The sequence below is a fragment of the Candidatus Pantoea symbiotica genome, assembly GCF_056491525.1.
The window spans coordinates 569,456-584,658 of the sequence record NZ_JBSZHR010000002.1 but is presented as its reverse complement, the minus strand read 5'-3'; the positions used below and the strand labels follow the sequence as shown (position 1 = coordinate 584,658).

General features: G+C 56.4%; 8 protein-coding genes. 3 read left to right on the top strand and 5 right to left on the bottom strand.

Annotation, left to right across the window (positions count from 1 at the left end):
* The first annotated feature begins 33 nt into the window (after positions 1 to 33).
* The 3 genes from glnD to ACXIZX_RS03220 all read left to right on the top strand — a co-directional run bounded on the left by glnD (position 34) and on the right by ACXIZX_RS03220 (position 4,383).
* A complete protein-coding gene (gene glnD / locus ACXIZX_RS03230) occupies positions 34 to 2,688 on the top strand; it encodes a bifunctional uridylyltransferase/uridylyl-removing protein GlnD (protein ID WP_479404839.1) in 2,655 nt (884 codons plus the stop codon).
* A 187-nt stretch (positions 2,689 to 2,875) separates the two neighbouring features.
* Positions 2,876 to 3,700, top strand: coding sequence for a 2,3,4,5-tetrahydropyridine-2,6-dicarboxylate N-succinyltransferase (gene dapD / locus ACXIZX_RS03225; protein ID WP_008108489.1), 825 nt, complete (start codon positions 2,876 to 2,878; stop codon positions 3,698 to 3,700).
* A gap of 293 nt (positions 3,701 to 3,993) precedes the next feature.
* Positions 3,994 to 4,383 carry a DUF3461 family protein gene (locus ACXIZX_RS03220; protein ID WP_008108490.1) on the top strand — a complete coding sequence of 130 codons (390 nt, stop codon included), beginning with the start codon at positions 3,994 to 3,996 and terminating at the stop codon, positions 4,381 to 4,383.
* Between the two features lie 41 nt (positions 4,384 to 4,424).
* Here ACXIZX_RS03220 and ACXIZX_RS03215 read toward each other — a convergent pair whose 3' ends face one another.
* From ACXIZX_RS03215 to dgt, 5 genes are all read right to left on the bottom strand, one after another.
* Positions 4,425 to 5,654, bottom strand: a complete 1,230-nt coding sequence (locus tag ACXIZX_RS03215) for an alginate lyase family protein (protein ID WP_479403583.1) — start codon at positions 5,652 to 5,654, stop codon at positions 4,425 to 4,427.
* Positions 5,654 to 6,811, bottom strand: a complete 1,158-nt coding sequence (locus ACXIZX_RS03210) for a CdaR family transcriptional regulator (RefSeq protein WP_061718082.1) — start codon at positions 6,809 to 6,811, stop codon at positions 5,654 to 5,656. Before ACXIZX_RS03210 ends, ACXIZX_RS03215 begins: the two co-directional genes overlap by 1 nt.
* A 222-nt stretch (positions 6,812 to 7,033) precedes the next feature.
* Positions 7,034 to 11,854: an invasin domain 3-containing protein gene (locus tag ACXIZX_RS03205; protein WP_479403582.1), complete on the bottom strand. Its 4,821-nt coding sequence runs from the start codon at positions 11,852 to 11,854 to the stop codon at positions 7,034 to 7,036.
* A gap of 243 nt (positions 11,855 to 12,097) precedes the next feature.
* Complete coding sequence (gene degP / locus ACXIZX_RS03200; protein WP_154192928.1) at positions 12,098 to 13,546, bottom strand: serine endoprotease DegP; 1,449 nt, start codon at positions 13,544 to 13,546, stop codon at positions 12,098 to 12,100.
* 136 nt (positions 13,547 to 13,682) lie between these two features.
* Positions 13,683 to 15,176, bottom strand: a complete 1,494-nt coding sequence (dgt, locus tag ACXIZX_RS03195; RefSeq protein ID WP_479403581.1) for a dGTPase — start codon at positions 15,174 to 15,176, stop codon at positions 13,683 to 13,685.
* Positions 15,177 to 15,203 lie beyond the last annotated feature (27 nt).

Below are 15,203 nucleotides of genomic sequence, written 5' to 3'. Positions count from 1 at the left end.
CCTTTTTTATGTGCGTAATGAAGAGGCATGTTGATGAGTGGTAGCGTGACCGAAGCAGTACACAAAGGCCTGACCGATTCCCCCGCCAGCTGGCCCGATGACGCCCTGACGCGCGACAAGCTCAAACAGTATCTTGAGCAATTCCAGCAGCATCTTGGCATCGCATTTGATGCGGGCACCGATATCGAATCCCTGATTGATGCACGCACGCTGTTTATTGACCGCTTATTGCGTCGCCTGTGGCGCTTCTTTGGTTTCGACCAGATGAAAGAGATCGCGCTGGTTGCCGTTGGCGGCTATGGTCGCGGCGAACTGCATCCGCTCTCCGATATTGATGTACTGATCCTCAGCCGCCAGCCGCTGGATGACGCAGCCGCGCAGCGCACCAGCGAGCTGCTAACGCTGATGTGGGATTTGAAGCTGGAAGTCGGTCATAGCGTACGTACGCTGGAAGAGTGCCTGCTGGAAGGCTTATCCGATCTTACGGTCGCCACCAATCTTATCGAATCGCGCATGCTCACCGGCGATGTAGCGCTGTTTCTCGAACTGCAAAAGAACATCTTCAGCGATGGCTTCTGGCCGTCGTCGCGCTTCTTCGCCGCCAAAATTGAAGAGCAGCAGGAGCGCCACCAGCGCTATCACGGCACCAGCTACAACCTCGAGCCGGATATTAAAAGCAGCCCCGGCGGCCTGCGCGACATTCACACGCTGCAATGGGTGGCGCGCCGTCACTTTGGCGCCACCACCATGGATGAAATGGTCGGATTCGGCTTTATCACCGAAGCGGAACGCAATGAAATCAACGAGTGTCAGGAATTTTTGTGGCGCATTCGTTTTGCGCTGCACTTAACGCTGCCGCGTTATGACAACCGCCTGCTGTTCGATCGCCAGCTGACCGTCGCTCAACGCCTCAACTATCTGGGCGAGGTTAACGAGCCGGTTGAGCGCATGATGAAGGACTTCTACCGCGTTACGCGCCGCATCGGCGAACTCAATCAGATGCTGCTGCAGCTGTTCGATGAAGCGATTCTGGCGCTGTCGACCACCGAAAAGCCGCGCAATATTGATGATGACTTCCAGATTCGCGGTGACCTCATTGACCTGCGCGATCTCACGCTGTTTGAACGTGAGCCGCAAGCTATCCTGCGTATGTTCTACGTGATGGTGCGTAACGAAAATATCAAAGGTATTTACTCCACCACGCTGCGGCAGTTGCGCTATGCGCGCCGCCATCTGAAACAGCCGCTGTGCCAGATTCCTGAAGCGCGTGAAACCTTTATGGCGATTCTGCGTCATCCGGGCGCGGTAAAGCGCGCGCTGGTGCCGATGCATCGTCACAGCGTGTTGTGGGCGTATACGCCGCTGTGGGGCAACATCGTCGGCCAGATGCAGTTCGATCTGTTCCACGCTTACACGGTGGATGAGCACACCATTCGCGTGCTGCAAAAGCTGGAAAGTTTTGCCGACGAGGCCACGCGCCCGATGCATCCGCTGTGCGTTGAACTCTGGCCGCGTCTGCCGCAACCGGAACTGCTGCTGATGGCCGCGCTACTGCACGATATCGCCAAAGGCCGCAACGGCGATCACTCGATTCTCGGCGCGCAGGATGCGCTCGACTTTGCCGAATTACACGGCCTCAACTCCCGTGAAACGCAGCTGGTTGCCTGGCTGGTTCGCCATCATTTATTGATGTCAGTCACCGCGCAGCGCCGCGACATTCAGGATCCGACTGTAATTCAGCAGTTCGCCGAAGTGATGCAGAACGAAAACCGCCTGCGCTATTTAGCGTGCCTGACGGTTTCCGATATCTGCGCCACCAATGAAAGCTTGTGGAACAGCTGGAAGCAGAGCCTGTTGCGTGAGCTGTTCTTCGCCACCGAAAAACAGCTGCGCCGCGGCATGGAAAATAGCCCGGATCTGCGCGAACGCGTACGTCATCATCGCTTGCAAGCACTGGCGCTGCTGCGCATGGAAAACCTCGACGAAGAGCGTTTGCACCATATCTGGAGCCGTTGCCGCGCCGACTATTTCCTGCGCCACACGCCGAATCAGCTCGCCTGGCATGCGCGCCATTTGATTCATCACGATCTCAACAAACCGCTGGTGCTGGTCAGCCCGCAGGCCACGCGCGGCGGTACCGAAATCTTTATCTGGAGCCCGGATCGCCCGCACCTGTTTGCAGCGGTCGCCGGCGAGTTGGATCGCCGTAATCTTAGCGTGCATGATGCGCAGATCTTTACCAGCCGCGATGGCATGGCAATGGACACCTTTATTGTGCTGGAGCCAGATGGCAGCCCGCTGGCCGCCGATCGCCATCCGCTGATCATTCAGGCGCTGGAACAAGCCATCACGCAAAACGACTGGGTGCCGCCGCGTACGCGCCGTCAGTCCGCGCGCCTCAAACATTTCAGTGTCGATACCGAAGTCAATTTCCTGCCGACGCACACCGACCGCCGCAGCTATCTGGAATTGGTCGCGCTCGATCAGCCCGGCCTGCTGGCGCGCGTGGGTGAAGTGTTCGCTGATTTGGGGGTTTCGCTGCATGGCGCACGCATCAGTACGATTGGTGAACGGGTTGAGGATCTTTTCATCCTGGCCGATAGTGAGCGGCGTGCACTTGGGGTAGAAATGCGCAATGTGTTGCAACAGAGGTTGACAGAGGCCCTTAATCCAAACGATAAACTGTGACCTGGCTTTCATCCTTCACGTTGCAGGTGCGTTGGCTTTCCTCGCTCACCCCGGTCACATACTGATGTATGCTCCCGGGGATTCGCTGCGTCGCCGCCTTCCTGCATCATGAATGATGCTTGCCAGGTAATTTAACTATGTACGCCATTTGGCGTGCATTCCGCTTTGACAGAATCAGGAAATAAATATGCAACAGTTACAGAGCGTTATCGAATCTGCCTTTGAGCGCCGCGCCGACATCACGCCATCTAGCGTAGATAGCGCGACCCGCGATGCTATCACCCAGGTTATCGGCCTGCTGGATAGCGGTGAACTGCGCGTGTCTGAAAAGATCAACGGTGAGTGGGTAACGCATCAGTGGCTGAAGAAAGCGGTGCTGTTGTCGTTCCGCATCAACGACAACCAGGTCATGGAAGGTTCTGAAACTCGCTTCTACGACAAAGTGCCAATGAAGTTTGCTGGCTGGGATGAAGCGCGTTTCAAAAACGCCGGTTTCCGCGTAGTGCCACCGGCCGCTGTGCGTCAGGGCGCATTCATCGCGCGTAACACCGTGTTGATGCCTTCTTACGTCAACATCGGCGCTTACGTTGATGAAGGCACCATGGTTGATACCTGGGCGACAGTGGGTTCTTGCGCGCAGATCGGTAAAAACGTTCACCTGTCTGGCGGCGTGGGTATCGGTGGCGTGCTGGAGCCGCTGCAGGCGAATCCAACCATCATCGAAGATAACTGCTTCATCGGCGCACGTTCAGAAATCGTTGAAGGCGTCATTGTTGAAGAAGGTTCAGTGATCTCAATGGGCGTTTACATCGGCCAGAGCACCAAAATCTTTGACCGCGAAACCGGCGAAGTGCATTACGGTCGCGTACCGGCGGGTTCCGTGGTGGTTTCAGGCAACCTGCCGTCAAAAGACGGTAGCTACAGCCTGTACTGCGCGGTGATCGTGAAGAAAGTTGACGCTAAAACCCTCAGCAAAACAGGCATTAACGAACTGCTGCGCAGCATCGACTAAGTTTTTCCTGCCTGTAAATCTTCCCGACGGGCCTGGCTACAGGCCCGTAATTATTTGTTTACACTCCCGCCTGAATTACCTGTTTCGCGCCGCGAATTAACACGTGCGTTTATTTTTCAAACAGTTCATAATCCGCGCCAAGTTAACTCCGGTCGCGCACTGTTCATCCCGGTTTTTGTGTCTACAGTTGATTAAGTATGCCGTAAGCGTTCCGGTTGCCGCGTTTCTGCTGCATCCCGAATGATGATGATAGTCCTGCGCGCTCACCCACTCTTAGATGGAATATAAACGCTATGTACGACAACCTGAAAAGCTTAGGTATCAGCTCTCCTGAAGACATCGACCGTTACAGCCTGCGTCAGGAAGCTAACAACGACATTCTTAAAATTTACTTCCGCAAAGACAAAGGTGAATTCTTCGCTAAAAGCGTGAAATTCAAATATCCACGTCAGCGCAAAACCGTAGTCGCCGATCACACCAGCCAGGGTTACAAAGAAGTGCAGGAAATCAGCCCGAACCTGCGTTACGTGATCGATGAGCTGGACCAGATTTGCCAGCGCGACCAGGTTGAAGTGGATCTGAAGCGTAAAATTCTGGCGGATCTGCGCCATCTGGAAAGCGTGGTCTCTAACAAGATCGCTGAGATCGAATCAGACCTCGACCAGCTGACCCGCAATAAATAATTGTTCGCTTATGCTAACAGGCCAGCTAATGCTGGCCTTTTTTATGGCTGCTGATAAGGCAGTGAAAGCAGCCAGGTATCGCGCTGTGCCTGCATCACCGCCCCGCTGCTTTGATCTTTCCATTGCGTCTGCCTGATCCACTGCTGATAACGCGGCTGCTGCAAACTGTTATCAGCCATTGAAAGCAGCGGAATGATGCGCTGGCTCACCCGATCGCGGTTCTTCCACGGCCAGACTTTACTGGCATCGCTGTACGGCGCCATCATGTCCACCGCAGCCAGCAACGTGCCGCTTTGCTGTTGGCTGCTATGCCATAAATCACCCAATCCCGCTTTACCGGCCAACTGCGCCAATGCAGTAAGCGCCTGCAGATTGAAGTAGCTGTAATGGAAGGATCGCGTGCGCGCTAACTCGGCGGGCTGGCTGCCATCGGCACGGATTTGCAGCGCAATTTTACTGCGCGCCAATTCCACCATCGCTTTAACCGTCTCACGATCGCCCAGATACCAGGCAATGCCCGCCACCTGCGTGCAATACCAACTGCCATGATTATTCGCCGCCGCCGCTTCTTGTAGCGCTAAAGGATTGTGCCGCAGCCATTGCAGATACTCGCTAAACCAAAAATGCATCGCCTGCTGATCGGCTGGCTGCCAACCGGGCGCACTACGCAGCAAAGTCAGCGCATCCACCACGCGCGTGGCAAAGTAGCGTCCATCCAGCACGCCATCATGGCGGCCTGCGGATCGGCCCGGAATGCCTTGTGCAAAGTTTAGATTCGGATGCATGCGGCTGGCGGGATCGATAAACCAGTGGCGCATCATCGCTAGCGCTTTATCGGCATAACGTTGATCGCCAGAGAAATACCAGGCCAGCGTCAGTGCCTGAAAATCAGCAGTAAAGCGCGCCAGCCGCACACCATCACTTTGTTCATTCTTACTGGCGGGATTCACTTCACCGTCGCGACGCTGCCACGGCAAGCCGTCGGCGCTGCTGTCGTCCGGCCACCAATAGGCGCTCAGGCTTAAATAATCCTGCTTCGAGCCGCTCGGCGGCAGCAAACCTTTATCGGTGACGCTGGGATTGGGGTGTTTCAGCGCGTTATCCGCCTGCTGCTTTAACTGATGCCAGGCATCGATCGTGGGCGGCGCAGCTTGATGATGTGCTAGCTGCTGCTTAATCCGCTGAAGATCGTTTAAAGAGAGGAAAGCCGGATCGTTAGCCACACTTAGCACGCTATACAGCCACAGCAGCGTAATCCACAGGTTCCTCATTAACTTTGCTCATCCAGTTGTAGCGCTACATACAGCAGCAAACGATCGTCGAAGTTGCCCAGATCGAGACCGGTGAGCTCGGAAATACGATTGAGGCGATACTCCAGCGTGTTGCGGTGAATAAACAGCGCGCGCGCCGTAGCGCTGGGTTGCACATTATGGCTAAACCACGCCACCAATGTACGCCGCAGCAAACCATTGTTATCCATGCTTTTCAGCTTCGCCAGCGGGCGCGCCAGTTCGTTGGCCTGCCAGCCGCCGCGTAAACTGTCGAGCAGCACTGGCAGCACCAGATCCTGATAAAAATAGCTGCGCTGTTCCGGCATGCGCTGTTTGCCCACCATCATGGTGGTGCGCGCGGTACGGTACGAACGCGCGATGCTGCCGGGACCAGTAAAGTAGTTGCCGAGCGCGATACGCATCCGCACCTGTCCGCTCTCTTTCATGCGTTGCAGCAGTTGATCCACGCGACGACGATGATCGTCCTGATCGTAGCGGCCATGCGCATTCAGTGCCGGTTTCAGCACCACCATTTCGGTGAGTGAAACAATCGCAATCAGGTTGTCGCGCTCCGGCGTGGTCAGCAGCGTTTGCAACTGCTGAAGCTCGGACATGGCGCTATCGACGCCAAGCTGGCCGCTGTCCACTTCCACCACCGCCACCACGCGCGGCTGATTGAGATCGATGCCGAGCCGCTGCGCCCATTCGCTCAGCGCTGGCGATAAGGTTTCGCTGCGTACCAGATTCAGCACCAGCTCTTCACGCAAGCGGCTGTCCTGCGCCAACATATGCAGCAAACGCGCCTGCTCCAGCATCATTTCAGCGGTCATACACACCAACTCGCCGTAATGACGCAGCGTTGCGGGTTGGCCGGTCAAACCGATTACGCCGACGATGTCGCCATCAATACGCAACGGTAAATTGATGCCGGGACGCACGCCGTGCAGATGTTTTGCCACCGCTTCGTCGATGTCCACCACGCGGCCTTGTGACAGCACCAGCAGCGCGCCTTCGTGCAATTCGCCAATACGTTCACGATCGCCACTGCCGATGATGCGGCCACGCGCATCCATCACGTTGACATTGCTATCAATAATTTGCATGGTGCGGGCAACAATATCCTGAGCCAGTCGCGCATCGAGATGATAGGTGGCCATCAAACACTCCGGAGATAAGGACGAACAGACAGAATACGCATCCGTTAAGGCGCTGACATTGTGCAACTGCACATAGCCGTGAGAAGAATGCATTATTTGTGGCAAGCTTCACATTCTACACATCAACTAACCTGACTTTTTTAAAATGAAAAAAACCGGCCATAAGCCGGTTTTTTCATCTTCATTGGAAATAACGAAATTATCTCCAGAAATAATTAATTTTTATAACTTACAACTCACTTTGTAATATAAATTATCACTATTCGCTGAATATGCCGTTCTCCCCGTACTCATATAAATGTACAAATGCTGTCCCCCAACATCTCGCGTTGATGTACGGTAAACGCTTAATATTGGCCAACCATGTTGCGTATTTATACCACCTGCAGGATAAGCCTGATAAAACTGAGTCATTTGACTTTCAGTCGCTACCGTACACATTGCTGTGGCATCAACATAAGAATAAGTACTCCAGCTCTCATTATTTTCTTCATACTTGCTACTACCCGCCTTCTCTGAAGTTAAATAAGGACGTCGGAAAGTCATACCATTAGCCGTTAACGCATCTGTCATATGTCCCCACATATTGGCCGAAGCAGTATCCGGGCTGGTTATGACATTAAAGATCACATCCTGATTCTCGCTATCACCATTCTCTGATTTGGCCTGCAATGTAGTTTTCACCCCAGTACCAGCAGGATCAGTTACTGCAATCGCCAACTGGCCACTTCCGTTAGTCACCCCCTGATAAGCTGATATTGCACTGCCATTAAGTACCAATTCACCACTGGTAACAGCTGCATTTTGTCGGTTAACCACATTTACTGCCGCAAACGAAATTCTCGTGTTAGGCGCAAGGGTATTGGTGCCTTTGCGTTTCGCGGTAATGGTGAGTTGTATAGTGTCGCCGATATTTTTACGCTGGCTATCAATCGCCCACGTCAAATCAACTGGAACCGGCTTCACCTTCACGCTGCCGGTATAAACATGGAAGCTCGTTCCTCCCAGGTAAACCGAGATATCTACGGTGCCTGCCCAAGTACTGCTCAGGGTCGCACTGTAGGTACCATCACCATTGTCTGTCACGCTGCTCAGTGTGCTGCCTGGTAGGCTAGTGCTGAACGTGATGTTCTGCCCGCTAACCAGGTTACCATTACGATCTTTCAGGCTGAAGGTTAATACTGTGCTTTCAAGGTTGTCGGCCAGAATTTCAGACGGTGCAGCATTCATCGTAGATTGACTTACGTCAGGATTGCCGCTGTCCGCCGTCAGCGTCACCACCGTCGCCGTAGCACCTAACGCCGAGCCGTTCACGTTGGCAGAGATGCTGGCGCTGCCCGCCGTAATACCGGTCAGCTGCGCACTATAACTGCCGTCACCGTGGTCGGTCACCGCGCCAACGGTGCTGCCGCCTAGCGTGCTGCTGAACGTTACCGTCGGCCCGCTTACCGGGTTGCTATTGACGTCCTTCAGGTTCAGGGTAATCAGCGAGGCCGCCGTACCGTTTGCCACTATAGTCGCTGGCGTCGCGCCCAGCGTTGACTTCGACGCATCCAGGTTGCCCGCGTCCGCCGTCAGCGTTACCGCCGCCGCTATCACGCCGAAGGCCGTACCGTTAACGCTCACGCTGATGCTCTCGCTACCCGCCGTGGTTCCCGTCAGCTGCGCGGTGTAACTGCCGTCGCCGTGGTCAGTTACTGCGCTCACGCGGCTGCCGCTGAGCAGAGTGTTAAAGGTCACGTTTAGGCCGCTCACTGGGTTATCGTTTTTGTCCTTCAGGTTCAGGGTAATCGCCGATCCCATCGTGCCGTTTGCCACGATGATCGCTGGGATCGCCGCTAACGCAGATTTACCTGCATCCAGGTTGCCCGCGTCCGCCGTCAGCGTCACCGCCGCTGCCGCCACGCCGTAGGCCGTGCCGTTCACGCTGACGCTGATGATCGCCGCGCCCGCCGCAGTGCCCGTCAGCTGCGCCCTGTAGGTGCCGTCGCCGTTGTCTGTCACCCCGCCCACGCTGCTGCCGCCCAGAGAACTGCTGAACGTCACCGTCTGCCCGCTCACCGGGTTATCGTTGCGGTCCTTCAGGCTCAGGGTAATCACCGACGCCGCCGCGCCGTCCGCCACGATGGTCGCCGGCATTGCCGCTAACGCAGATTTGGCCGCGTCGAGGTTGCCCGCGTCCGCCGTCAGCGTTACTGTCGCCGCCGCTACGCCCAGCGCCGCGCCGCCGACGCTTACGGTGATGCTTTCGCTGCCCGCCGTGGTGCCCATCAGCTGCGCCGTGTAGCTGCCGTCACCGTTGTCGGTCACGGTGCTGACGGTGCTGCCTGCCAGCGTGGTATTAAAGGTGATGTTCTGCCCGCTTACCGGGTTGTCGTTAATGTCCTTCAGGCTCAGCGTAATCTGTGAGGCCGCCGCGCCGTCCGCCACGATGCTCGAAGGCGTCGCCGCCAGCACGGATTTACCCGCGTCCAGGTTGCTGCCGTCGGCAACCAGCGTCACCGCCGCCGTTACGCCAAAGGCCACGCCCGCCACGCTCACGCTGACGTTCGCGTCGCCCGCTTTGATGCCCGTCAGCTGAACCGTGTAGCTGCCGTCACCGTTGTCGGTCACCGCGCTCACGCTGCTGCCCGCAAGGTCGCTGGTGAAGGTTACGCTCTGCCCGCTTACCGGGTTGTCGTTCACGTCCTTCAGGCTCAGGGTGATAACCGACGCCGCCGCGCCGTTGGCGATAATGGTCGCCGGGGCCGTCGCTAACGCCGATTTGCCCGCGTCCAGATTGCCCGCGTCCGCCGTGAAGTTCACCGGCGCGGCCGTCAGCGACGAGCCGTTCAGCGCTGCACTTACCACCACCGCCACCGCTTTAAGGCTGGTCAGGCCGATAGTGGCGCGGCCGTCCTTATCCGTGACGCTGGTCACCCCGCTCAGGCTGCCGCCGTCGGCACTCCAGTTTACGCTCTCGCCCATCACCGGGTTGCCGTGCGCATCCTGCACCTGCGCGTAGTAAATAATGCTGTCGCTGCCGTTCGCCAGCGCCGTGCTGCGGTCGGCGCTCAGGCTGCCGTCAGCCAGCTTCGCGCTCGCGCTATCGGAAACGAACATCGCAGTGGCCTGCGTGCTGCCACCGCCAGTCGTGGTCACCGTTACCGTTACCGCTTCTGCAAAGGTGTTGGTAAACGCCAGGGTCACAAAGCCGTTCTCGTCGCTCACACCGGTCAGGCTGCTTCCCGCCGCCGCCTGCGCCGTGCCGCTCAGAGTAAAGGTCACTGTCACGCCCGCCACCGGGTTGCCGGTGGCATCGGTAACGCGCGCCTGCACCCGGTTGGTCGCCACACCGTCGGCCACCACGCCGTCCTGCAGCAGGAGAAGATCGTCGTCCGCCACCACGCCGTTCGACGCGTCGCTAATCTGCTTCACCGTCACCGGCTGCAGCGCCACGCCGCTCAGCGCCGCGCTCACAGTTATCACTGAAGGACGCGTCCCCGCCGTCAGCTGCAGCGTATACACGCCGTCGCCCTGCTCGGTCACGTCGCCCAGTGTCGCCGGTGCTGCCGGTGCGGGTACAGCTTTCGCACGAGCTGTCGCTACGCCATCGTCCTGCACCGCTGCCGCAAGCTCCGCCGCCAGGCCGGTCGCCGGCGTACCATCTTCGTTCACCAGCGTCACGGTGACCACCGAGGTCGCCGTGCCGTTGGCCAGAATAATCTCTGGTGCGGCGCTTACCGAGCTCAGATCAGTACTCACCGCCGGGCGCGCCACGATTACGCGTGTGGACGCCGTTTTCGAGCCGTTGCCGCGCACGTCGTAGGCCACGCCGCTCAGCGCGTATTCGTTCATCGCGCCCGCGACGTAGGTCGGCAGCACCACCTGATAGCCGCCGCTGCCCAAATCCTCAACCTTACCGCCCGCCGCCAGCAGCGCCGCGTCGTTCCAGACAATTTTGTCCAGCGCGTATTTGCTGGCGAGCTTATAGGCCACTGGCACCGCGCGCCCGCTGACGCCGCTGATCTCCTTCGGCAGCACCAGATCGATCAGCTGCTTTTTACGGTACTCCAGCACGATGTTGTTATTACGTTCGACCAGATCCATGCCGCTACCCGCAAGCGTGCGCTGCAGGCTCACCGCGGCCGGATCGATCTGCGCCGCCAGCGGCTGGCCGATCTGCCAGTTCATCTCCAGGCCGAAACGCGTCTCGTTCTGGCTGCCGCCGCGCTTGTGATCTGCCGAAAGCGACACCAGCGGCACCGGCGTGTAGCTCAGACCGGCGGTAACCGCGCCCGGGTTTTTCTGCCGCTGATCTTTGCCAAACAGCGCGACCTCATTACCGTAATATTTTTCATACATCAGGCGACCGCCGAGCGACGGCCAGGCCGGCAGCCAGGCCTCGGCGCGCAGGTCAAAGCCGTTCGCTGGACGCGCGTCATAATCCTCCACGTCCACGGCGTTTTTCCAGCCGGAAACGCGCCAGTAGCCGTTGCCCGACAGCTTCAGGTAGTCGCGCCACGCCTCAACGCCGGTGCCCACGCGCTTGTGGCCGTGGCTGAAGTTCTGGTCGTAGAAGGCGTTGTAGCCCAGCATCCAGTCACCGGAAAAATGACGCTGGCCGAGGCCGAAGTTACCGGTGAACTGGCCGTCGAGGTTGCGAATGCCGTTCTGGGTAAAGAACAGACGCTCGTCGCTTTTGTACAGCGGCACCAGCAGATCTGCAGCGCCGGTGCGCGGTTTGAAGCGGTCGTCGGTGCCGAGCTCCACGCGCGCGGTGCCGAAGTTCTGCAGCCACTGCTGCGCCTGCGCGCTGGCGGCGGACGTCGCCTGCTGGCTGAAATAGCCAGCGGCGTTGCCCGACTGGTGCGCCTGCGCCAGCCCACTGGCCGCCTGCGCGCCGCTGCTGAGGAAGCGGTCATCCCGCTCAGGCGTTATCGCCGCCTGCACGGTCAGCGCCCAAAACGGCGTCAGCGCCATGCCAACCTGTACGGCAATCTGCGCCAGCACAAAGCGCCGCGTGGCGGCGGAGTGTCCGGTCGGAGAAGAGTTTGAAGTCATAAGTAACGTTCCGATAGTGAAGGAAAAATGGCGCAGCGGCGTAGGAGCAGGCGCCTGGTAAAGCGGCTTTTCCTTCAGCTGAACTGTGTAATTGCAGGAATTTTCCTAAACTTCGGAGAGGGATACGTCAGGACTGGTCTTGGATAGTGCTGGTGGGAATGTTCAAAATGCGTTAAAAAAATGCCGGCTACTCAACTTAACCGGCATATGAAAATAGTTATTGGTATGCTACTGCTGGAAAACTTACTGCATCAGCAGATACAGGCTGCTGTCACCGCGCTGTACGTTCAATGCCAGCACCGAAGGTTTGGTATCAAGCACTTTGCGCAGCTCGCCAAGGTTAGCCACGGCTTGCTGGTTCACACCGAGAATCACGTCACCTTTCTTCAGACCGATACGCGCTGCTGCGCTGCCCGGCTTAACGCTATCGACACGCACGCCTTTCTGGCCGTTAGTATCGATATTGCTGAGATCGGCACCTTCAATGCCGGTGTAAATGGTGGCGGACTGCACTTTATCCTGCGAACTCTGCTGCAATTCAACCGTGACGTTCACCGGTTTGCCATCGCGCAGCAGACCCAGCTGCAGTTTGGTGCCGACCGGCAGCGAGCCGACTTCTGCACGCAGCGCTGCAAAGCTGGTTAGCGCTTTACCGTTCATTGACACAACTACGTCACCGGCTTTCACGCCGGCTTTCGCCGCAGCGGAATTCGGCAGCACCTGGCTAACAAAGGCGCCGCGCTGCGCATCGACTTTCATCGCTTTCGCCAGCTCAGAGTTCAGCTCGGTGCCCATAATGCCCAGCTCACCGCGTTTCACCTGGCCGTATTCAACCATCTGCGCGGTCAGGTTTTTCACCATTGAACTTGGGATCGCAAAGCCGATACCGATGTTGCCGCCGTCCGGCGCCAGAATCGCAGTGTTAATCCCGATCAGCTCACCGTTAAGGTTAACCAACGCGCCGCCGGAGTTACCCCGGTTGATCGCCGCATCGGTCTGGATGAAGTTTTCATAGTTTTCAACGTTCAGACCGCTACGGCCCAGCGCTGAAACAATCCCCGAGGTCACGGTTTCGCCGAGGCCGTACGGGTTACCGATCGCCACGGTGTAATCACCGACGCGCAGGTTGTCAGAATCGGCAATTTTGATTGCGGTGAGGTTTTTCGCATCCTGCAGCTGTATCAGCGCGATATCTGACTGCGGATCTTTACCAATTACTTTGGCGTCGTAACGACGGCCATCGCTGAGCTGAACCTGAATTTTGGTCGCGTTATCCACCACGTGGTTGTTAGTCACCACATAGCCTTTATCCGCGTTAATCACCACGCCAGAACCGAGCGCTCGGAACTGCTGTTTCTGCGCGTTAGCACCGCCATCCGCGCCGCCGCCGTCACCGCCCGCGCCGTTTTGGCACATTGGCGAACTCTGGAACGGTGATCCGTCCTGGCAGAACGGAGAATTATCACCAAAGAATTGCTGGAACTGCTGTGGCATACGCGGTGTTTTAACCGTCGTCGTGCCTTCAACGCTGATACTCACCACGGACGGCATGACTTTTTCCAGCATCGGTGCCAGGCTTGGCAACTGCTGGCTGGAAGAAGAAGCGGTCTCTGCGGCAAATACACTCACAGGGCTCAACGCCGTCGCGCCGAAACTCAGCGCCAACGCCAGCATAATTGTGTTTTTTTTCATTTATCTGTGTCTCTCTAAGAATTACGGCCAGACCATTGCTGTGGTCGTGATGGTGAGATTAAGTTTTTAGCGCGAAGTTCCTAATAAAGTTTTAGGCAAAGGTAAAAAATTGTTCTTCGTCTTTACAATTCTGCGCTTATTCAACCGCCATTAAACGACGATATTCGTCCCAGGCATAATTGTCCGTCATCCCGCTAATGTAGTCCTGAATCAGACGCGCACGATAATAACGTTCCCACAATAAGCGCTGATATTTATGCTCAACAATTAATGAACGCATGTGTTGCTGATAGGCTTTGCGATGTTTGCCGGAAAGCTTATGAAACAGCCGGGTTTCAATCGGATGCTTTGCCAGAAAATCCTCGTTCATCAAAGTGGTAAATTGCTCGTAATCCAGTAACAGCAACGACTGATATATTTCGAGCAGACCTTTAATCACCCGATATCCCTGCAATTCCAGTTGTTCAACTTCCGGATGATTAAACACCTGCTGACGCGCCACCGTTTTAAATAGTTTCAGCAAGCGCCCTTCTTCGCCATCATCTTCCAGCAAAGCATGATTAAAATCGCCTGCGAAAATAGCCGGCAAGTTGTCGATGAAACGCTTAACCGCATGGCTAACCAGCACGTTTTGCACGTTAACCCGCAGCGACATAAAGAATTGATCGCTGATACTGCGGCGTTTTTTCTGATTAGCCTCTTTCCAGGCATCGCCGATGGTGCGGCTGAATACATCGCCGGTTTTTACCGTGCCCCAGGCATCAAGTAAATGCTTATACAGCGTTTCAACATGGAAGATGTCTTTTTCTACGGCGTCATCCAGATCGGCAATGCAATAAGAGATATCGTCGGCGGCTTCCATTATCCAGGTGAGCGGAAAACGATGGTGCTCTTTTATATTCGTTGCCTCGCGTAACTCAGCCACATATTCGCGCTCAGATAAATAGAAACCCGGTTTTTTCATTAATACGCTAAATTCAGCCGGTTTATCGCCTTGCCACCATGCCGGCGCGGTATATTTCAAAATACAGGCGACCTGCGCATAGCTGAGATTGAGTTGCAGCAGCGTATGCACCAGGCGAATCGCCTGGGCGTTACCCTCGAAATGGCATAAATCTTGACGAATCATTGCATTTAACTGGTCAAAAGCAGATCGCTCTGATTCATCGGCAACACCCGCCACCAGCGGATCGACCAGCTCGGCAGGCAGATTATCATCGAACCAGTCATTGATCGCCGCCTCACCAAAGTGACCAAACGGCGGATTGCCAACATCGTGCAGCAAACAGGCCATCTCAATCAGGCTTTCGAAGGCACCTTCGAACTCATCCAGTCCATAATTCGCCAGCCCGCCGCCCTGCGTTTTCAGCGCTTGCAGAATCTCTTTGGTGATATATCGCCCGGTTTGCTGTACTTCCAGCGAGTGTGTCAAACGCGAACGCACCGCCGCGTTGCGCTCTAGCGGGAATACCTGGGTTTTCTGTTGCAGACGACGAATCGCGGCGGAGTTAATAATACGTCCGCGATCGCTTTCAAAGTGGCGGGTAATAAAGTATTCCCCTTCGGGATCTTTGCGGCTGGTATAAGGGCGGGTGAAACTGATCTTCTTCCTGAAATTGATCGTCGCCATAATTACCCCTTATTTTTTCGTGAATTC

What these genes read in the sequence shown, in the direction of transcription:
- glnD (WP_479404839.1), top strand. Translation starts at nt 34, where the DNA reads ATGAGTGGTAGCGTGACCGAAGCAGTACACAAAGGCCTGACCGATTCC.
- dapD (WP_008108489.1), top strand. Translation starts at nt 2,876, where the DNA reads ATGCAACAGTTACAGAGCGTTATCGAATCTGCCTTTGAGCGCCGCGCC.
- ACXIZX_RS03220 (WP_008108490.1), top strand. Translation starts at nt 3,994, where the DNA reads ATGTACGACAACCTGAAAAGCTTAGGTATCAGCTCTCCTGAAGACATC.
- ACXIZX_RS03215 (WP_479403583.1), bottom strand. Translation starts at nt 5,654, where the DNA reads ATGAGGAACCTGTGGATTACGCTGCTGTGGCTGTATAGCGTGCTAAGT.
- ACXIZX_RS03210 (WP_061718082.1), bottom strand. Translation starts at nt 6,811, where the DNA reads ATGGCCACCTATCATCTCGATGCGCGACTGGCTCAGGATATTGTTGCC.
- ACXIZX_RS03205 (WP_479403582.1), bottom strand. Translation starts at nt 11,854, where the DNA reads ATGACTTCAAACTCTTCTCCGACCGGACACTCCGCCGCCACGCGGCGC.
- degP (WP_154192928.1), bottom strand. Translation starts at nt 13,546, where the DNA reads ATGAAAAAAAACACAATTATGCTGGCGTTGGCGCTGAGTTTCGGCGCG.
- dgt (WP_479403581.1), bottom strand. Translation starts at nt 15,176, where the DNA reads ATGGCGACGATCAATTTCAGGAAGAAGATCAGTTTCACCCGCCCTTAT.